General features: G+C 72.7%; 16 protein-coding genes, 1 tRNA gene and 1 pseudogene. 7 read left to right on the top strand and 11 right to left on the bottom strand.

Translation table 11 applies throughout. From position 1 onward, the window contains the following. Positions 1 to 150: 150 nt before the first annotated feature. The 3 genes from ACYVPE_RS35305 to ACYVPE_RS35295 form a co-directional block, all read right to left on the bottom strand. Complete coding sequence (locus tag ACYVPE_RS35305; protein WP_461037897.1) at positions 151 to 789, bottom strand: aminodeoxychorismate/anthranilate synthase component II; 639 nt, start codon at positions 787 to 789, stop codon at positions 151 to 153. Continuing rightward, positions 786 to 944, bottom strand: a complete 159-nt coding sequence (locus ACYVPE_RS35300; protein WP_461037896.1) for a hypothetical protein — start codon at positions 942 to 944, stop codon at positions 786 to 788. Before ACYVPE_RS35300 ends, ACYVPE_RS35305 begins: the two co-directional genes overlap by 4 nt. Positions 945 to 1,022: 78 nt before the next feature. Then, the gene (locus ACYVPE_RS35295) at positions 1,023 to 1,787 is read right to left on the bottom strand and encodes a DUF881 domain-containing protein (protein WP_461037895.1); all 765 of its coding nucleotides are present in this window, start codon (positions 1,785 to 1,787) and stop codon (positions 1,023 to 1,025) included. Between the two features lie 94 nt (positions 1,788 to 1,881). Here ACYVPE_RS35295 and crgA point away from each other — a divergent pair, with 94 nt between their 5' ends. Next, the gene (gene crgA, locus ACYVPE_RS35290; protein WP_132933489.1) at positions 1,882 to 2,142 is read left to right on the top strand and encodes a cell division protein CrgA; all 261 of its coding nucleotides are present in this window, start codon (positions 1,882 to 1,884) and stop codon (positions 2,140 to 2,142) included. Positions 2,143 to 2,360: 218 nt separating this feature from the next. Here crgA and ACYVPE_RS35285 read toward each other — a convergent pair whose 3' ends face one another. Both ACYVPE_RS35285 and ACYVPE_RS35280 read right to left on the bottom strand, forming a co-directional pair. Next, a complete protein-coding gene (locus ACYVPE_RS35285; RefSeq protein ID WP_461037894.1) occupies positions 2,361 to 3,245 on the bottom strand; it encodes a rhomboid family intramembrane serine protease in 885 nt (294 codons plus the stop codon). A gap of 116 nt (positions 3,246 to 3,361) precedes the next feature. After that, entirely contained in the window at positions 3,362 to 3,895 is a 534-nt protein-coding gene (locus ACYVPE_RS35280; RefSeq protein WP_461037893.1) for a peptidylprolyl isomerase, read from the bottom strand. A gap of 182 nt (positions 3,896 to 4,077) precedes the next feature. Between ACYVPE_RS35280 and ACYVPE_RS35275 the strand changes: the two genes are divergently transcribed. Continuing rightward, a complete protein-coding gene (locus tag ACYVPE_RS35275) occupies positions 4,078 to 4,551 on the top strand; it encodes a DUF5324 family protein (protein WP_461037892.1) in 474 nt (157 codons plus the stop codon). Between the two features lie 112 nt (positions 4,552 to 4,663). Here ACYVPE_RS35275 and pknB read toward each other — a convergent pair whose 3' ends face one another. From pknB to ACYVPE_RS35245, 6 genes are all read right to left on the bottom strand, one after another. Continuing rightward, the gene (gene pknB / locus ACYVPE_RS35270) at positions 4,664 to 6,703 is read right to left on the bottom strand and encodes a Stk1 family PASTA domain-containing Ser/Thr kinase (protein WP_461037891.1); all 2,040 of its coding nucleotides are present in this window, start codon (positions 6,701 to 6,703) and stop codon (positions 4,664 to 4,666) included. A gap of 257 nt (positions 6,704 to 6,960) precedes the next feature. Then, positions 6,961 to 8,454 carry a penicillin-binding transpeptidase domain-containing protein gene (locus ACYVPE_RS35265; protein WP_461037890.1) on the bottom strand — a complete coding sequence of 498 codons (1,494 nt, stop codon included), beginning with the start codon at positions 8,452 to 8,454 and terminating at the stop codon, positions 6,961 to 6,963. Continuing rightward, the gene (locus tag ACYVPE_RS35260) at positions 8,451 to 9,854 is read right to left on the bottom strand and encodes an FtsW/RodA/SpoVE family cell cycle protein (protein WP_461037889.1); all 1,404 of its coding nucleotides are present in this window, start codon (positions 9,852 to 9,854) and stop codon (positions 8,451 to 8,453) included. Before ACYVPE_RS35260 ends, ACYVPE_RS35265 begins: the two co-directional genes overlap by 4 nt. Before the next feature lie 66 nt (positions 9,855 to 9,920). Continuing rightward, positions 9,921 to 11,336: a PP2C family protein-serine/threonine phosphatase gene (locus tag ACYVPE_RS35255; protein ID WP_461037888.1), complete on the bottom strand. Its 1,416-nt coding sequence runs from the start codon at positions 11,334 to 11,336 to the stop codon at positions 9,921 to 9,923. Positions 11,337 to 11,373: 37 nt separating this feature from the next. Beyond that, a complete protein-coding gene (locus ACYVPE_RS35250; RefSeq protein ID WP_461037887.1) occupies positions 11,374 to 11,889 on the bottom strand; it encodes an FHA domain-containing protein FhaB/FipA in 516 nt (171 codons plus the stop codon). Between the two features lie 11 nt (positions 11,890 to 11,900). Next, the gene (locus ACYVPE_RS35245) at positions 11,901 to 12,695 is read right to left on the bottom strand and encodes an FhaA domain-containing protein (RefSeq protein WP_461037886.1); all 795 of its coding nucleotides are present in this window, start codon (positions 12,693 to 12,695) and stop codon (positions 11,901 to 11,903) included. 363 nt (positions 12,696 to 13,058) lie between these two features. On the opposite strand from ACYVPE_RS35245, the gene ACYVPE_RS35240 reads away from it, so the two are divergent. The 5 genes and pseudogenes from ACYVPE_RS35240 to ACYVPE_RS35220 form a co-directional block, all read left to right on the top strand. Next, positions 13,059 to 13,145: transfer RNA gene (locus ACYVPE_RS35240), tRNA-Leu, on the top strand. A gap of 246 nt (positions 13,146 to 13,391) precedes the next feature. Then, a complete protein-coding gene (locus ACYVPE_RS35235) occupies positions 13,392 to 14,462 on the top strand; it encodes a DUF3344 domain-containing protein (protein ID WP_461037885.1) in 1,071 nt (356 codons plus the stop codon). 80 nt (positions 14,463 to 14,542) lie between these two features. Continuing rightward, positions 14,543 to 15,760: a glycosyltransferase gene (locus tag ACYVPE_RS35230; RefSeq protein ID WP_461037884.1), complete on the top strand. Its 1,218-nt coding sequence runs from the start codon at positions 14,543 to 14,545 to the stop codon at positions 15,758 to 15,760. Then, positions 15,757 to 17,214, top strand: coding sequence for a sugar transferase (locus ACYVPE_RS35225; RefSeq protein ID WP_461037883.1), 1,458 nt, complete (start codon positions 15,757 to 15,759; stop codon positions 17,212 to 17,214). The genes ACYVPE_RS35230 and ACYVPE_RS35225 overlap by 4 nt, the downstream gene beginning before the upstream one ends. After that, positions 17,214 to 17,411: pseudogene (locus ACYVPE_RS35220) on the top strand (hypothetical protein); the annotation flags it as partial. The gene ACYVPE_RS35225 and the pseudogene ACYVPE_RS35220, both read left to right, overlap by 1 nt.

Genomic DNA, 17,411 nt, shown 5'->3' with positions numbered 1-17,411 from the left:
CTGGAGGGTGGCGGGCGGCGCGGCGGCGGGCCGCCCGGCCCTCGGCTGGGGGAGGGGCCGGGGTGAGGTCGGACGGGCGCCGTAGGCCCATCGTCTCCTCCGGGTCCTGGGCGTCGCCGGAGCCCTGGTCCGGGCCCCAGCCCGGGTGGGTCACGCCGCCGACCCCACGACGGGAGCCAGGCCGTGCGACCGCTCGACGGCGCCGTCGTCGCCGCAGACCGCGAGCCAGTTGGCCAACATCCGGTGGCCGCCCTCGGTGAGCACCGACTCGGGGTGGAACTGGACGCCCTCCACCGGTACTTCGCGGTGGCGCAGGCCCATCACGACGCCGGCGTCGGTGGTCGCCGTGACCTCGAACCCGGCCGGCACGGTGGACTCGTCCACGGCCAGCGAGTGGTAGCGGGTGACGGTCAACGGCGAGGGCAGCCCGGCGAAGACGCCGGCGCCCTCGTGCCTGACCGGTGAGGTCTTGCCGTGCAGCAGCTCGGGAGCCCGGCCCACCACCCCGCCGTAGGCCACGGCCATGGCCTGCATGCCGAGGCAGACGCCGAAGACGGGGGTGCGGGTGCGGGCGCAGTGCCTGACCATCTCCACGCACACGCCGGCGTCCTCGGGGGTGCCGGGGCCCGGCGAGAGCAGCACGCCGGCGAACCCGCCGGCTTCGACGTCCGCGGTGGTGACCGCGTCGTTGCGCGACACCTCGCACTCGGCGCCGAGTTGGTACAGGTACTGCACGAGGTTGTAGACGAAGCTGTCGTAGTTGTCCACGACCAGCACCCGGGCGCTCATTCGACGGCCCCCCCGTTGTTGAACGGCATGATCGGCTCGGCCCACGGGAAGACGTACTCGAAGAGCAGGTAGACCACGGCCATCACCAGCGCCAGCGAGATCAGCGCGCGCACCGCGGTGTTGCCCGGCAGATGCCGCCAGATCCACCCGTACATTGGCTTCGCTTTCCCCTTCGTCCGCCGCTGCTGACCCAAGGGTACGACGCGTGGCGGAAGGGGCGGAGGGGATCGGAGTCATTCGGTCGCGGGGGAGGCCTCGGGGGACAACGGCTCGGCGTGGTGCAGCGCCACGCTGCCGTCGAAGCCGGGCAGGGTGAGCGAGCCGTGCTCCGCGACCCGCCAACCGAGGCCGTAGGCCCGCACGTACTGCTGGTAGTCCTGGAGGGCGGGCGCCGCGTCGAGCGCGGCGCGCAGCGCGTCCCGGTCGCCGACCGCGGAGACGGTGTAGGGCGGGGAGTAGAGCCGGCCCTGGAGGATCAGGGTGTTGCCGACGCAGCGCACGGCGCTGGTCGAGACGAGCCGCTGGTCCATCACCTGGACGCCCTCGGCGCCGCCGGCCCACAGCGCGTTGACCACGGCCTGGAGGTCCTGCTGGTGGATGACGAGGTCGTTGGGGGACGGTTCCGGCACGTTCGGCACCAGCGGGGTGGCGTCCGGCGGGGCGTCGGTGAGGGTGACGGTCAGGCCCTGGCCGGCCAGCTCGGTGAGGCCGGCCTGCCGGCCGAGCTCGTCGAGCCGGCGCCGGTCCGCGGGGTCGACCGAGCTGTCCAGGGCGGCGAGCGCCTCGACCTCGGCGCGGAGCTCCGCGGCGGCCGATTCCAGGCCCGCGTTCTCCCTGGCCCGCTCCCTGACGAGGTCGGACATCTGAAGCAGGGAGTCGTCGGTGCGGATGTTGTTGCCCTGGGAGACCTGGGAACTGAGCCAGAATATGAGCCCGGCGAGTGCGAAGACCGCGATGGTGCCGAGCCGCCCCGGCCGGAAGCGGAAGCCGTTCACCATCCCCCTGGTCTCCTTAATCCGCCCTGGACGCACTACGCTAACGGACGATCCCACCGTTACGCGTCGCCGAGCGCGATCGACAGGAGAGCCACTCGTGCCGAAGTCACGCATCCGGAAGAAGAAGGACGACACGTACACGCCGCCTGAGAAGCGGCAGGCCACCAAGATCGACATGGGCGGGCGCAGGTGGGTCGCACCGCTGATGCTGGCGATGTTCGCGATCGGGCTGGCCTGGATCGTCCTGTACTACATCACCAGGGCCGACCTGCCGATCGAGGCCCTGGGCAACTGGAACATCGTGGTCGGCTTCGGCTTCATCGCGCTGGGGTTCGTGGTCTCCACGCAGTGGAAGTAGCCGCATACCCCTGATGCTCCCGGCAGAGTTATCCACAGGCGGTGACGATTCACGCGCCGGCTGTGGACAACTCACGTTTCCGCAGGCGAACGGGGGTGCGGAGGCCGTTCGGAAGCCGTACGAACGTTCCCCCATCGGCCCGGTTATCCACAGATCTTGTGATGTTCGGTGGATAACCCGGCCCGGCCGGCCCACCGGGTCGGAGCGGCTCCACCGGGTCAGAGCAGCTGGGCGGTTCTGACCGCGCAGGCCACCGCGATCACCAGCAGCACCAGCACGCAGCTGCCCACCTGGACCAGCGTGCGGCGCTCGCGCGGCGCGTAGACCAGGCCGAGGGCGACGAGCGTGCCGGCCACCAGGCCGCCGATGTGCGCCTCCCAGGCGATGCCGGACCACAGGAACGGGATCAGCAGGTTGACCGCCAGCAGGCCGGCGATCGGCCGCATGTCGTACCGCATCCGGCGGGCCAGCACGGCGGTGGCGCCGAAGAGGCCGAAAATAGCGCCTGAGGCGCCCAGCGAGAGCTGGTTCTGCGGGGCCAGCAGATAGAACAGGGTGGAGCCGGCCAGCGCCGAGATCAGGTAGAGGGCCACGAAGCGGACCCGGCCGAGCGCCGCCTCGAGCGGCGGCCCGAGGAACCACAGGCCCATCAGGTTGAACGCGATGTGCCAGACCTGCTGATGCAGGAACGCGGCCGTGAGCAGCCGGTACCACTGCCCGTCGGCCACGCCCACCCAGGTCCAGGGGGTGGTGGAGGGGTCCTGCGCGTGGCCGAGCATCCCCAGGTCCTCGACCAGCCGGTCGCCGCCGACCAGGACGGCCACGAAGACCAGCAGGTTGAGGCCGAGCAGGATCTTGGTGACCAGCCGGGGGTCGGCGGACACGGCGCCGCCGGCCAGCGTGCGCGGCCGGGCCGCGCGGGCGGCGCCCTGGGCGCCGTGCACGCAGTCGGGGCACTGGTAGCCGACGGCGGCGGAGATCATGCACGAGGGGCAGATCGGCCGCTCGCAGCGGGTGCAGCGGATGCCCGTCTCCCGCTCGCCGTGCCGGTAGCAGCGCGGCAGGCCGGTGGGTTGCGACGGCTGTCCGTACGCCTGCGCCATGGTGTCCCTTCGCTCCTGCCGGCTCTCGCTCTCCGGGGCGCGGACGCGGAACCGGCCCCCTGATCCTACGGACAGGGGGCCGGAAAGGTTCCCGGGGGAGCCACGCGAAGGACGGCTCAGGCCGGGCGGGTCTCGATGGTGACCGACTCGATCACCACGTCCTCCACGGGCCGGTCGGTGCGCGGGTTGGTGGCGGTGTTGACGATCGCGTCCACCACCTGCTTGCCCGCGTCGTCGGCGACCTCGCCGAAGATGGTGTGCTTGCCGGTCAGCCAGACGGTCTCCGACACGGTGATGAAGAACTGCGAGCCGTTGGTGCCGGGGCCGGCGTTGGCCATGGCCAGCAGGTAGGGGCGGTTGAAGGCGAGGTCCGGGTGGAACTCGTCCGCGAACTTGTAACCGGGACCGCCGGTGCCGTTGCCCAGCGGGTCGCCGCCCTGGATCATGAAGCCGCTGATCACCCGGTGGAAGACGGTGCCGTCGTAGAGCTTGTCGGTGGACGGCGCGCCGGTCTGCGGGTTGACCCACTCGCGCTTGCCCTCGGCGAGCTCGACGAAGTTCTTGACCGTCTTCGGCGCGTGGTTCGGGAAGAGCCGGACCTCGATGGTGCCGCGGTTGGTCTTCAGGGTGGCGTAGAGCTGCTCAGCCACGATTTACCTTCCGTCTACGTCAGTGACGTTGCCCGATCCTGCCATGCCTGGACGACACACCATGCCCCCGGATGGCCGTTTGGAGTGCCAGATCACGCCAGAACAGGAATGATTTTCGCACGAGGGGACAAAAGCCCACGAGGATCGCCAACAGACCGTTCGCTGAGCAAGGAGGAGACAACGTGAGCCACAACGGGAAGTCCGGCGTCCGGCACGCGGCCGACCTGGTGACGCCCTACGCGGCCGGCGCCAGGCGCAACGCGAGCCAGTACGCCCAGCAGGCCGGCGGGTACGTCGGGCCGCGCGCCCGCTGGGTCGCCGATCAGGCCCGGTCCGGCTACGCCACCCAGCTGGCCCCGCGGATGGAGCGCGCCATGGCCTCGGCAGGGCCGGCCGGCCGCCAGGCCGCCGCCAGGTCGCAGGCGGCGCTCGCCGTGCTGCGCGGCGAGGTCACGCCTGGCGACGTGCGCTCGGCGCTGCGGCGCCGCCAGCGCTGCCACGCGGCGGGCCGGGTGGTGCGCAGGATCGGGATGCTCGGCCTGGCGGCCGGCGGCGCCTTCGCCGCCTGGAAGTGGTGGAGTGGGCAGAACGACCCGGACTGGCTGGCCGAGCCGACCCCGGGCACCGAGGTCCTGCCGGAGGCGGAGGCCGGCTAGCCGCCGGCGTCGGACGGCCTGAGCCGGCCGGGAACGGGCGAGGCCCGCGGCGACCCACCCGAAAGGGTCGGTCGCCGCGGGCCTCTCGCCTGGCTGACGCGGTGCGGAGGGCTCAGCCGCCCATGCCGGAGATGAAGCCGCCGCCGCCGTCGTCACCCCCGCCGCCGTTGCCGTTGCCGCCGTCACCGCCGCCGTTGTTGCCGCCGACGGCCGCGCCCAGGTCGAAGGTGTTGAGCGTGATGGTCGCGCCCTGCTCGACCTGCTGGCCAGGGCCCGGGTCGGAGGCGATCACGGTCGCTGTCTCGGTGTCGGGTCCCGCGACCCGGACGTCGAAGCCCGCCGCCTCCAGCGTCGCCCTGGCCTGGGGCAGCGGCTGGTTCGTCACGTCGGGCACCTGCACCTGCGCGGGCTCCGTGGGCGCGGACGGGACGGCCACCACCAGCTGCACCACGCTGTTCTCCGGGACCCGCTCGCCGCGGCCCGGGTCCTGCTGGATCACCTGGTTCTCCGGCCGGCTGTCGTCCGGCTGCTCGACCCGGGTGGCGGTCAGGTCGGCCTGCTCCAGGATCTGGCTGGCCTCCTCGAAGCTCCTGCCGACCACGTCCGGCACCTCGATGCCCTCCGGCTCCACCGCCACCGTGAGCGTGACGACGGATCCCGGCTCGGCCTCCTGGCCGCCGCTCGGGTCCTGGTCGAGGACGGTGCCCGGGTCCTCCTCGGTGGACTCCTGCTCCTCGGTGTTCACGTCGAAGCCGGCCTCGTCGAGCTCGGCCTCGGCGTCCTCGAGGTCCTCGCCGACCACGTCCGGCACCTCGACGGCCTCCGGGCCCTCGGAGATGATCAACGTGACCGTGGAGCCCTCCTCGAGCTCCGTGCCGGCGGGCGGGTCGGTCTCGCAGACCAGCCCCTCCTCCTGCGGGCAGGGCCTGCTCTCGCCCTCCTCGGCCTCGAAGCGGCCGGCGTTCTGCAGCTCTCTGGTGGCCGCGTCCACCTCCTGGCCCGCCACGTCGGGCACCTGGGACTGGGAGGGCGGCGAATCGCCGGGGAACAGCGCCCGGCCGATGAAGATGGCGCCGATCAGCACCAGTATCCCGGCCAGCACCAGGAGGATCGTCGAGGTGTTGCGCCGGCGCTGGCGGCGGTCGGCGCGACCGCCGTACTCGTCGTAGCCGCCGTTGTTGTAGCCGTTGTACCCGGGGTCGTTGGCCGGCGACATCATCGCCGTGGCCGGGTCGGTGGCGCGCAGCGCGGTGGTCGGCCGGTCGTCGTAGCCGTAGGGCGCCGCGGCCAGGGCCGCGGCGGCCGCCACCGGCCGGCCGTCGAGCGTGGCCTCGATGTCGGCGCGCATCTCGTCGGCGCTCTGGTACCGGTAGTCCGGATCCTTGACCAGCGCCTTCAGGACGATGGCGTCCGTGTCGGGGCTGATCTCCGGGTCGTAGACGCTGGGCGGCTGCGGCTCCTCGCGCACATGCTGGTAGGCCACCGCCACCGGGGAGTCCCCGATGAACGGCGGGCGCACGGCCAGCAGCTCGTAGAGCAGGCAGCCGGTGGAGTAGAGGTCGGAGCGGGCGTCGACCGACTCGCCCTTGGCCTGCTCGGGGGAGAGGTACTGGGCGGTGCCGATGACCGCGGCCGTCTGCGTCATGGTCATGCCGGCGTCGCCCATGGCGCGGGCGATGCCGAAGTCCATCACCTTGACCTGGCCGCTGCGGTTCAGCATGACGTTGGCCGGCTTGATGTCCCGGTGCACGATGCCGTTGCGGTGCGAGTACTCCAGGGCCTGGAGGACCCCGATCGTCATCTCGAGCGCCCGCTCGGGCAGCAGCTTGCGGCCCGAGTGCAGCAGCTCCCGCAGCGTCGAGCCGTCGACGTACTCCATCACGATGTAGGGGATGGAGATGCCGTCGACGTAGTCCTCGCCGGTGTCGTAGACCGCGACGATGGCCGGGTGGTTCAGCGAGGCCGCCGACTGGGCCTCCCGGCGGAAACGGGCCTGGAACGTGGGGTCGCGGGCGAGGTCGGCACGGAGCGTCTTGACGGCCACCGTGCGGCCGAGGCGCGTGTCATGGGCGAGATAGACCTCGGCCATGCCGCCGCGGCCCAGCACCTGGCCCAGCTCGTACCGCCCGCCGAGGCGACGCGGCTCTTCCATGTTTCCTGCCCTCTCCGTTCGGTCCGGGCGCCTCCTGGCTCCTGCTGGACTCCGGAAGTCGACCCTGGCTTACGGTACCCGCCGGGATGGGCCCGCCGGACGGCGGTGCTCGGACGATATCCAACCGGTATCGCCGTGCGCCGCGACCGAACACCCGCGGTCGGTCATGGGTAGGACGTGTGCCGGGGGCCATTCGGTTGCCGTGCGGCCACTCCCCCGGCGTTCCGCCGTGTCGCGCCCGGAGGGCGCCGGCGCCCTCAGTTCTCGCCGTCGAGCACGGCCCGCATCACGTCGCCCGCGATCGGCGCGGCGAGGTCGGAGCCGGAGATCTGGTCGCGCTCGGCGCCCGCGTCCTCGACCACCACGGCCACCGCGACCGGCGACCCGTCGTCGGTGATGGCGTAGGAGATGAACCAGGCGAACGGGTTGTTCGCGTTGCCCTCGCCGTTCTGCGCGGTGCCGGTCTTGCCGCCGACCCGCACGCCGTCGATCGACGCGGCGTCCCGGGACGAGCCCTCGCTGACCACGGACTCCATGGCCTCCTGGAGCAGCTGCGCGTTCTCCGGGGAGAGGGGCTGGCTCAGCTCCTGCGGCTCGTGCCGCTCGATGGTCGAGAGGTTCGGGGCCACCAGCTCGTCCACCATGTACGGCTCCATCAGCGTGCCGTTGTTGGCGACGGCCGCGGCCACCATGGCCATCTGGAGCGGGGTGGCCCGGTTGGAGGCCTGGCCGATGCCGGCCATCGCGTTGCCCGGCTCGTCGTCCTCGGGGTAGACGCTGGCGTCGGCGCGGACCGGGACGAACTGCTCCTCGTTGAACCCGAAGTCCTCGGCGGTGGAGATCATCTCCTCGTTGCCCACGTCGTCGCTGAGGCCGAGGAAGGTGGAGTTGCAGGAGAGCACCAGGGCCTGGCGCATGCTCGGCTCGTCGCAGGCCGCCCCGGCCTGGCTGGAGATCTCGGTGGTGCTCTGCGGCAGCTGGAACGGGTTCTCGTACTGGGTCTGGGACGACTCGTCGATGTCGTCGACCAGGCCGTTCTCCAGGGCGGCGGCCGCCGTGACGATCTTGAAGGTGGAGCCTGGCGGGTAGGTGGCGCGGAGGGCCCGGTTGAGCATCGGGTCGTCCGGGTCGTTCTCCTTGTCGAGGCCGACCCAGGCCTCCTCGTCCTCGGCGCCGGTGCCGGCGAAGGACGACGGGTCGTAGGAGGGGGTGGAGGCCGCGGCGAGGATGGCGCCGGTGCGCGGATCGAGGGCGACCACGGCGCCCTTGGCCGCGTCGTCGCCCTGGCCCGCCTCCAACAGGCCGTTGTAGGCGGCCTCCTGGGCGGCGGCGTTGAGCGTGGTGACCACGTTGCCGCCGCGCTGGTCCTCGCCGGTGAACATGTCGATGGTGTTGTTGAAGAACAGCCGGTCGTCGGTGCCGGAGAGCACGTCGTCCTCCACGCTCTCCAGCAGGTTGCTGCCGAAGGCCTGGGAGGCGTAGCCGGTGACCGGGGCCCACATCGGTCCTTCGGTGTAGGTGCGCGCGTAACGGAAGTCGGAGCTGTCCGTCTCCACGGAGCCGGTGATCGGCTCGCCGTCGACGATGATGTCGCCGCGCGGGTGGGCGAACTGCTCGATCCGCACCCGCCGGTTGTTCTCGTCGCTCGCGAGCTCGTCGGCCTGGACGAACTGCACCCAGTTCACCCGGACCAGCAGGGCGAGGATGAGCAGGCCGCAGAAGACCGCCACCCGGCGCATGGGCTTGTTCATGCTCGAACCACCTGAGTCTGTTCCGCGTCGAGGGAGGGCGCCGGGGCCGGAGCCGGCTTCCTGGCAGTGTCGCTGATCCGCAGTAGGACGGCGATAAGCGCCCAGTTGGCGATGACGGACGAGCCACCCTGCGCCAGGAACGGCATCGTCATGCCGGTGAGCGGGATCACGCCGGTGACGCCGCCGGCGACCACGAACACCTGGAGCGCGAAGGCGCCGGAGAGCCCCATCGCCAGCAGCTTGCCGAACGGGTCGCGGGCGGCGAGCGCGGTGCGCATGCCCCGCTCGATCAGCAGCGCGTAGACCAGGATCACGGCCATCGTGCCGGCCAGGCCGAGCTCCTCGCCGACCGTGGCCAGGATGTAGTCGCTCTTGGCGGCGATGCCGCCGATCAGCCGGGAGAAGCCCTGCCCGAGCCCGGAGCCGAACAGGCCGCCCGAGCCGAAGGCGTACATCACCTGCGCGGTCTCGGTGACGCCGCCGTTCTGGAGGGCCAGCGGGTTCAGCCAGTTGTCCACGCGGTCGCCGACGTGGGCGTTGGTGGAGGCCACGAAGACGGCGCCGCTGGCCGAGAGCAGCAGGCCGAAGATGATCCAGCTGGTGCGCTCGGTGGCGACGTAGAGCATGATCACGAAGGCGCCGAAGAACAGCAGCGAGGTGCCGAGGTCCGTCTCGAAGATCAGGATCATCAGGCTCATCGCCCAGACGGCCAGGATCGGGCCGAGGTCGCGGCCGCGCGGCAGGTAGATCCCCATCACCCGGCGGCTGGCCAGCGCCAGCGCGTCCCGCTTGACCATCAGGTAGCCGGCGAAGAACACCACGATCACGATCTTGGCGAACTCGCCGGGCTGTAGCCCGCCGAGGCCGGGGATCCGGATCCAGATCCGGGCGCCGTTCACCGAGTCGCCGATGCCGGGGATCATCGGGGAGATCAGCAGGAGCAGCGCGACCACCATCGAGATGTAGGTGTAGCGCTGGAGGATCCGGTGGTCCTTGAGGAAGATCAGCACGCCGAGGAAGAGCGCCACGCCCACGATGGACCACATCAGCTGGCCCGCGGCCATCGGGCCGCCGAGCGCCGGCGTGGAGAGGACCGGCTCCTGGTCGAGACGCCAGATCAGCACCAGGCCGAGGCCGTTGAGCAGCGTGGCGAGCGGCAGCATCAGCGGGTCGGCGTACGGCGCCCAGCGGCGCACCACCAGGTGCGCGACGCCGGCCATCAGGCCGAGGCCGAGCCCGTAGCCGATCATGCCGGCCGGCAGCGACTCGTCCTTGGCGAGGCCCACGTTGGCATAGGCCAGGACCGGGACGAGCACGGCGAACACGAGCATGGCCAGCTCGGTGTTCCGCCGGCTCGGCGGGCCGGCGGTGGAGACTGTGGTGTTGCTAGTGCTGCTCATCGTGTGTCGTCTCTGGTCGTCGCTTGGCGGTCGTCGCCTGGGCGTCGGTGGGGCGTCGGTGGGCCGCTACGCGCTGCACTGCCGCGCGAGCTCGCGCTGTTCCTCGGTCATGCTCGGGGCCTCGGGACCCGGCGCGGGCTCCTCCTCCTGGTCGCCCTTGCCGGCGCCGCCCTCCGTTCCGCCGTTGGCCGCGTCCTCGGCGGCGCGCTCCTCGGAGAGCAGCCGGCAGGCCTCGGCCTGGTCGGACAGCTCGGTGATCCGGGTCTCGGCGGCGCCCAGGCTGTCGGCCGAGATGGTGCCCTCGACCTGGTCGCGCTTGTAGGTCGGCAGCAACTCGAGACGGATGTCCGGGTAGTCCTCCTCGACGCTGCTCAGGTTCAGCGGACCGAGCTGCTGGCTGAGGCCGCGGTAGAGGGCGACGTGGTCGCCGTTGGCCGCGATGTAGTACTGGGTCTGGGTCCAGCGGTAGCCCGTGTAGAGGCCGCCGCCGACCACGGCGAGGGCCAGCACGATCAGGGCGGAGCGCTTCCAGATCCGGCCGCGCCTCGGCTTGAGGTACTCCTCGTCGGTGAACGCGCCGAACACGCCGGTGGGCGGCCCAGGCTCGGTGGGCGGGGGCGCGGGACGGCCGAGCTCGGCGGCCCGGGAGGCCGGGGTGTGCGGCGTCTCGCCGGCGAGCTGGGCCTGCACCTCGGCGACGGCGCCGACGATCTGCGGGGCGTCGTAGAGCTGGCGGGCGAGCGTGTCGCCGATCTGCACGTCGACGTCGAGGACGTCGGCGACGATGCAGGTGACGTTGTCGGGGCCGCCGCCGCGGAGCGCGAGCTCGATCAGCTCGCGGACCGTGTCCTGCGGCGGGTGGAACGCGTTGAGGGTGTCCCGCAGGGTCTCGGCGCTGACCACCCCGGACAGGCCGTCGGAACAGACCATGTAGCGGTCGCCCGGCCTGACCTCCCGGATGGAGAGGTCGGCCTCGATGTGGTCGGCGCTGCCGAGGGCACGCATCAGCAGCGAGCGCTGCGGGTGGGTGGTGGCCTCCTCCTCGGTGATCCGGCCCTCGTCCACCAGGCGCTGCACCCAGGTGTGGTCCTGGGTGATCTGGGTGAGCTCGCCGTCCCGCAGGAGGTAGGCGCGGGAGTCGCCGACGTGCACGACGCCGAGCCGCTGGCCCGTCCACAGCAGGGCGGTGAGCGTGGTGCCCATCCCGTCCAGCCTGGGGTCCTCGTTCACCATGGCGCGGAGCTGGCCGTTGGCCCGCTGCACCGAGGCGTCGAGGGAGGTGAGGATGTCCGATCCCGGGATGTCGTCGTCGAGCTGGACGAGGGTGGAGATCACCTCGGAGCTGGCGACCTCGCCCGCGGCCTGGCCGCCCATGCCGTCGGCGATGGCCAACAGCCGGGGACCGGCGTAGCCGGAGTCCTCGTTGTGGTCGCGGATCATCCCGACATGGGATCCGGCGGCGAATCTGAGTGACAGGCTCATACGCGCCTCGCCCACCCTCCGGTCGTCATGTGTCCGCCTACTTCCGCAGCTCGATGACCGTCTTGCCGATGCGGATCGGCGCGCCGAGCGGGATGGGAACCGGGGTGGTCAGCCGGCCACGGTCCAGGTAGGTGCCGTTGGTCGAACCCAGGTCCTCCACGATCCACTGGCCGTCCCGGTCGGGGTAGATCCTGGCGTGCCGGCCTGACGCGTAGTCGTCGTCCAGCACGATGGTCGAGTCGTGTGCCCGGCCGAGCGTAATGGTCTGCCCCTGGAGGGCGACAGTGGTACCGGTGAGGGATCCCTCGGTGACCACCAACTTGGTGGGGGCGCCGCGGCGCTGCCGCCCGCGCTGCTGGGGCTGCGAGGCGCGCCGGCTCTGCGGCGGGGCCTGGCCCTGGGCCGGCTGCGGCTCGGGGCGACGGGCGACCGGGCGCTGGGTGACGCGGGTGCCGAAGAGGTCACTGCGGATCACCTGGACGGACACGATCACGAACAGCCACAGGACGGCCAGGAAGCCCAGCCTCATGACCGTCAGGGTCAGCTCTGACATTGCCCCCCGCTTTACCCTTCGGCTTGCCGGTAGATGATGGTGGTGCTGCCCACGACGACGCGTGAACCGTCGCGGAGCGTAGCGCGTTTGGTGTGCTGCCCGTCCACCACGATGCCGTTGGTGGATCCGAGGTCGCGCACGACCGGCGGCTCGGTGGCCTGGATCTCGCAGTGCCGCCGGGAGACGCCCGGGTCGTCCACCCGCACGTCGGCCTCGGTGCTCCGGCCGATCACGAGGCTGGAGCGGGCGATCTGGTGGCGGGTGCCGTTGATCTCGACCCAGCGGCGGACCCGGCCGGCGGCCGGCTGCCCGAAGGGCGGCGGGGCGGCACCGGGGGCGCGCGGCGGCATCGGGGGCGGGCCGCCGGCCGGCGGCCGGAGGGCGTGGCCGGGGGGGCCGGCGGGCGGCGCCGATGCCTGGGCGGCGGAGGTGGAGGAGGCGAGGGTGCGGCTGCGCACCCGGTACAGGCCGGTGTCCAGCGCGGCGGACTGCTCGAGGTTGACCTTGATCTCGCCCATGAACGTGTACCGCTGCTGCTTCGCGTACTCCCGGACCATGCCGGCGAGCTCGTCGCCCAGCTGGCTGGCGTAGGGGGCGAGCCGCTGGTAGTCGCTCGAGCTGAGCTCGACGATGAAGTCGTTGGGGACGACCGTGCGTTCCCGGTTCCAGATGGCGGCGTTGTTGTCGCACTCGCGCTGCAGGGCACCGGCGATCTCGACGGGCTGGACCTCGGACTTGAAGACCTTGGCGAAGGTGCCGTTGACGAGGCCCTCAAGACGCTGTTCGAAGCGCTTCAGTACTCCCATGTCCTGCACCTCCTTCTCCGTGTCCCGGTGCGCGCGGCGTGGTACTGCTTACTGATCGTATCCACGCGCGAGACGACCAGGTGGTTCCCCTGCGCGCACCGCTCCACCCCTGGATCGTAGGGGCGGGCAAGGAACAGTGTCGCGCATGCGCCAGGGGAACGCCCCGGGGTGGGTGAGAATCGGGCGGGGCGAGTGTCCCGGGTGCGCGCGGGGCGCGTCGGTTCGCGGCGCCGGGGCGTGGGTCCCGGGCCCCGGGAAACCGGGTGAGAGGGCCTCGGGAAGCGTGTTAGCCTTCTGCATGTCGACGGCGGCCGGTTGGCCGGTCCTCAGGGAGGGTCCACGGAAGCCTTCGGCGGTGCGTATGCGCGGGTGGCGGAATAGGCAGACGCGCTGGATTCAGGTTCCAGTGCCCGAAAGGGCGTGGGGGTTCAACTCCCCCCTCGCGCACCAGTTGGTGAGAGCCCCCGCTCCGGAGAGATCCGGAGCGGGGGCTCTTTTCTGTTCTGTGTGGAACCAGCCTTGTGTGGCGCCAGCGTTCTGTGTGGTGTGACCATCATTCCCATTCGTATGTAAATCAATTCTTATGTAAATCGTGGTGTGCTGTCATGTGCGAGGCCCCGCGCGTTTTACGTGATTTCCCGTTTGTTTTCTGTCATGGTTTTCAACGCCGGTCGGAAAGCGGTCGAAGGGTGAGTCATGCGGCGCCTGGCCTTGTTCGTTCTCTCCGTTGTCGCGTTGTTCGCCATCGGCCAGCGGCCGTTCGCCGCGGTCGCCGCCGAGGCGCCCACCATTCCGTTCGCCGAGCGTTATCGCGCGGTCCAACACGGCGGCGTCGCGCAGGCCGCCAACTCCGTCATCACCTGCGGCCGCGTGGTGCTCGCCTCGGCCCCCAGCTGCTCGGAAGCCCAGTCGGGAGCGGCGGCCGGGGGCGGCCAGTACGAGATGGCGTACATCGACGTCGACTCCGATCCCAACACCTACAACTCCAGTCGCGCGGAACTCCGGCTGCCTCCCGGGTCACGGGTGAGCCACGCCCGCCTTTACTGGGGGGCCAATATCCGGGTCGGCGAACACAAACCGCCGCAGGACAACGGCCGGGTGCTGATCGCCGAGCCGGGCGGACAGTACAAGGAACTGCTCGCGGATTCCGTCATCGGCCACCGGGACACCGGCGACCAGGCCGCGTTCTTCGCCTCGGCCGACGTCACCGAGCTGGTGCGCTGGAGCCAGCCGGGATCCTGGACGGTCGCCCAGATCAACACCGCCATGGGGCATTCGGCGGCCGGCGGCTGGGGCGGCTGGAGCCTGGTGGTGGCCTACGAGAACGCGGCGGAACCGCTGCGGGAGATCGCCCTCTGGGACGGCTTCGTCTCGGTGGACGGAGCGGGCGCCACCGCCGACCTGCGGATTCCGGAACTCACCGCCGACCCGGGGGCGCACGGCAGCCTCGGCGTGGTGGCCGGCGGCGGTGACCGCGGGCGGACGGGGGACACGGTGACGGTGCGGGCCGCCGGCCTGGACGGGGCGCTCGGCGACGCCGTCAACCCCGTCCAGGACGTGATGAACTCCACGATCGCCGACCACGGCAGATCCGTCGACAAGCGCGAGCCCGCCCACCCCAACACCCTCGGCTTCGACGCGGATGTGTTGGACATCTCGGGCGCGCTGGCGGAGGGCGCCGAGGGCGGCCTGGACGTCGGGTTCGGCAGCGGCGACCACGACTACCAGCTCGGCGCGCTGTTCCTCCAGGTCGACGCGGCCGGCTGAGCCGGGCCGGCCGGCGGCCCCACCGCCTCCCGAAGCCTTCCTCTCGAATCCCGAGCCCCGAAGCCCGCAAGGACGGAAGCGTGCTGACCGTAGTGCACCTCGCCCAGCCCGTGGACGGCGGCGTCGCCCGGGTCGTCACCGACCTGGTGCGCGCGCAGACCCACGCCGGGATCCGCGCCATCGTGCTCTGCCCGTCCGGCGGCGAACTCGGCCGGGCCGCGGCGGCCGCCGGGGCCGACGTCCGGCTCTGGCACGCCGAGCGGGCCCCCGGGCCCAACCTGCCGTGGGAGGTCGCCTTCGCGGCCCGCGCCATCAGCAGGGCCGCCCCCGACCTCGTCCACCTGCACAGCGCCAAGGCCGGCCTGGCCGGGCGGCTCGCGCTGCGCGGCCGGCTGCCCACCGTCTTCCAGCCGCACGCCTGGTCGTTCGAGGCGGTCGGCGGCGCCACCGCGCGGCTCGCCGTCCGCTGGGAGCGGCACGCCGCCCGCTGGACGCACCGGGTGCTCTGCGTCAGCGAGGAGGAGCGGCGGCGCGCCGAGCGGGCCGGGATCGCCGGCCGGCACACCGTCATCCGCAACGGCGTCGACCTCGACCGCCACCCGGCCGCCGACGGGGTCGCGCGGCGCCAGGCGCGCGCCGCGCTGGCCGCCGTGCACGGCCTGCCGCAGCGCGCCCCGCTCGTGGTGTGCGTCGGCCGGCTCTGCCCGCAGAAGGGCCAGGACCTGCTGCTCCGCGCCTGGCCCGCGGTGCTCGACCGGTTCCCCACCGCCCGGCTCGCGCTCGTCGGCGAAGGTCCTGAACGGGCCGCACTGCACCGCGCCGCGGGACCCGAGGTGCTGTTCGCCGGCCACACCGACGACACCCTGCCCTGGTACGCGGCCGCCGACCTCGTCGTGCTGCCGTCCCGCTGGGAGGGCATGGCGCTGGCGCCCCTGGAGGCGATGGCCGCCGGCCGGCCCGTGCTGCTGACCGACGTCGGCGGCGCCAGGGAGAGCCTGCCGCCCGGCCACGCCCCGCACTGCCTCGTCCCGCCAGCCGACCCCCGGGCCCTGGCCGGGGCCGTCACCGCGCTGCTGGACGCGCCCGACCTCCGCGACACCCTCGGCCGGCAGGCCCGCGACCACGTCCTGGCCAGCCACGACGTGCGGCACACCGCCGCCGCCTGCCTGCGGCTCTACCGGCGGCTGCTGACGCCGGGACCGCGGCGGGCCGCCGGCGAACCGTCGGACGAGGCGCCGAGATCCGCCTGCGGCACCCGGCCCCTGGCGCCCGGCCGCGGGGAGCGCGCGCGGCGATGACCATCGAAGGGACCGCCACCGTCACCACCGCCACCGTGGCGGGCGGCGTCAAGACCGCCGTCGTCCAGCCCCGTGGCCCGCTCCCCGCGCCCACCCCGCCGCGCCGCCGCTCCCGGCAGCCGGCCCGCGACACCGCGGCCGGCGCGCTGCTGGCGCGCAACGCGCTCGCCGTCGCCGGCCTCCCCGTGCTCGCCGGCCCCTCCCCGGCGTCCGAGGCGCTCACCCCGGCCCTCGTGCTGGCCGCGCTGGTCGTCCTCGTCGCGTTCACCGCCCTCAACCGGGTCCGCGGCCTCTACCGGCCGACGCCCACCGCCGCCGCCCTCGACGAGCTCCCGCCGCTGCTCGGCCACTCCGTCGTCGCCTGGTGCGGCGCCGCCACGCTCCTCGCCGAACGGCACGAGCCGGTCAGGACGCTCGTGCTCGTCTCCGCCCAGACCCTGCTCGCCGTCCTGGCGCGCGGCACCGTCCACGCGACCCGTCGCCGCGCCGCGCGCCGTCGACCGCTCCCCACGCTGATCGTGGGCACCGGCGCGCACGCCCAGCGCGTCGCCGCCATGCTCCAGGCGCACCCCGAGTTCGGCATGCGGCCCGTCGCCCTCGTCGGCCCGGTTCCCGAGCGGCTGCCCGAGCGGGCCCCGTTGCCGGTGCTGCCGCTCGGCGCCGACCTCGGCCGGGCCGTGCTGCGCGGCGGCGTCCGGCACGTCGTCTTCGCCCGCCCACCGCGGCCCCCACTGCTGCGGCCCTTCTGGGAACGCGGCTGCGCGGTCTGGTGGATCGAGTCGGGGCCGGCCGGCACGCGGCTCGCCGGACGGCCGCGCCACGGCCACCTGTGGGGCTACACCTGCCGCCGCCTCGACCCGCCGCCCGGCTACCGGATCGCCAGGTGGGCCAAACGCGGCCTCGACGTCGCCGTCTCCGGCACCGCCCTGGTCGCCGTCGCGCCGCTGCTGCTGCTCTGCGCGGTCGCCGTCCGGCTCGCCGACGGTCCTGGCGTGATCTTCCGGCAGGAGCGGGTCGGCGAGGACGGCCGGTCGTTCGTCATGCTGAAGTTCCGCAGCCTGCGGCCGGCCGACGACCAGGAGGCCGCCACCCGCTGGAACATCAGCCACGACGGCCGGATGTCCCCCGTCGGCCGGCTGCTGCGGCGCACCTCGCTCGACGAACTGCCCCAGCTGTGGAACGTGCTGCGCGGCGACATGAGCCTCGTCGGCCCGCGCCCCGAACGACCGCACTTCGTCGAGCGGTTCAGCCGGCTCTACCCCGGCTACGCGGACCGCCACCGGATGCCGGTCGGGCTCACCGGCCTCGCCCAGGTCAGTGGGTTGCGCGGCGACACGTCCATCGAGGACCGCACCCGGTTCGACAACCTCTACATCGAGACCTGGTCGCTCTGGCAGGACGTCCGGATCATGCTCCGCACCGCCGCCGCCTGTCTCCGCCTCGGGGGCAGCTGATGCCGCCGACTCTCCTTCCGAGGCTTCCGAGGCCCGGCCGGCCGCGGCTGCCCGCGCAGGTGTCGCGGGCCGCGCGCGCCACGGGCGTGGCCGCCGTCGAGCGCCGCCGGCTGCTGCCGTTGCTCGCCACCGTGCTGCTGCTCGCGGTGCCGCTCGGCGGCCTCGGACTGGCCGGCTCCACGGCCACCCTCCCCCCG

Source organism: Streptomyces mayteni (assembly GCF_054783955.1).
The sequence above is the reverse complement of the archived record's forward strand: the minus strand, read 5'-3'. Positions and strand labels throughout refer to the sequence as shown.

Bases quoted from the DNA above. Each gene is read 5' to 3' on its own strand.
- ACYVPE_RS35305 (WP_461037897.1), bottom strand. From the start codon at position 789: ATGAGCGCCCGGGTGCTGGTCGTGGACAACTACGACAGCTTCGTCTAC.
- ACYVPE_RS35300 (WP_461037896.1), bottom strand. From the start codon at position 944: ATGTACGGGTGGATCTGGCGGCATCTGCCGGGCAACACCGCGGTGCGC.
- ACYVPE_RS35295 (WP_461037895.1), bottom strand. From the start codon at position 1,787: ATGGTGAACGGCTTCCGCTTCCGGCCGGGGCGGCTCGGCACCATCGCG.
- ACYVPE_RS35285 (WP_461037894.1), bottom strand. From the start codon at position 3,245: ATGGCGCAGGCGTACGGACAGCCGTCGCAACCCACCGGCCTGCCGCGC.
- pknB (WP_461037891.1), bottom strand. From the start codon at position 6,703: ATGGAAGAGCCGCGTCGCCTCGGCGGGCGGTACGAGCTGGGCCAGGTG.
- ACYVPE_RS35265 (WP_461037890.1), bottom strand. From the start codon at position 8,454: ATGAACAAGCCCATGCGCCGGGTGGCGGTCTTCTGCGGCCTGCTCATC.
- ACYVPE_RS35260 (WP_461037889.1), bottom strand. From the start codon at position 9,854: ATGAGCAGCACTAGCAACACCACAGTCTCCACCGCCGGCCCGCCGAGC.
- ACYVPE_RS35255 (WP_461037888.1), bottom strand. From the start codon at position 11,336: ATGAGCCTGTCACTCAGATTCGCCGCCGGATCCCATGTCGGGATGATC.
- ACYVPE_RS35250 (WP_461037887.1), bottom strand. From the start codon at position 11,889: ATGTCAGAGCTGACCCTGACGGTCATGAGGCTGGGCTTCCTGGCCGTC.
- ACYVPE_RS35245 (WP_461037886.1), bottom strand. From the start codon at position 12,695: ATGGGAGTACTGAAGCGCTTCGAACAGCGTCTTGAGGGCCTCGTCAAC.
- ACYVPE_RS35235 (WP_461037885.1), top strand. From the start codon at position 13,392: ATGCGGCGCCTGGCCTTGTTCGTTCTCTCCGTTGTCGCGTTGTTCGCC.
- ACYVPE_RS35225 (WP_461037883.1), top strand. From the start codon at position 15,757: ATGACCATCGAAGGGACCGCCACCGTCACCACCGCCACCGTGGCGGGC.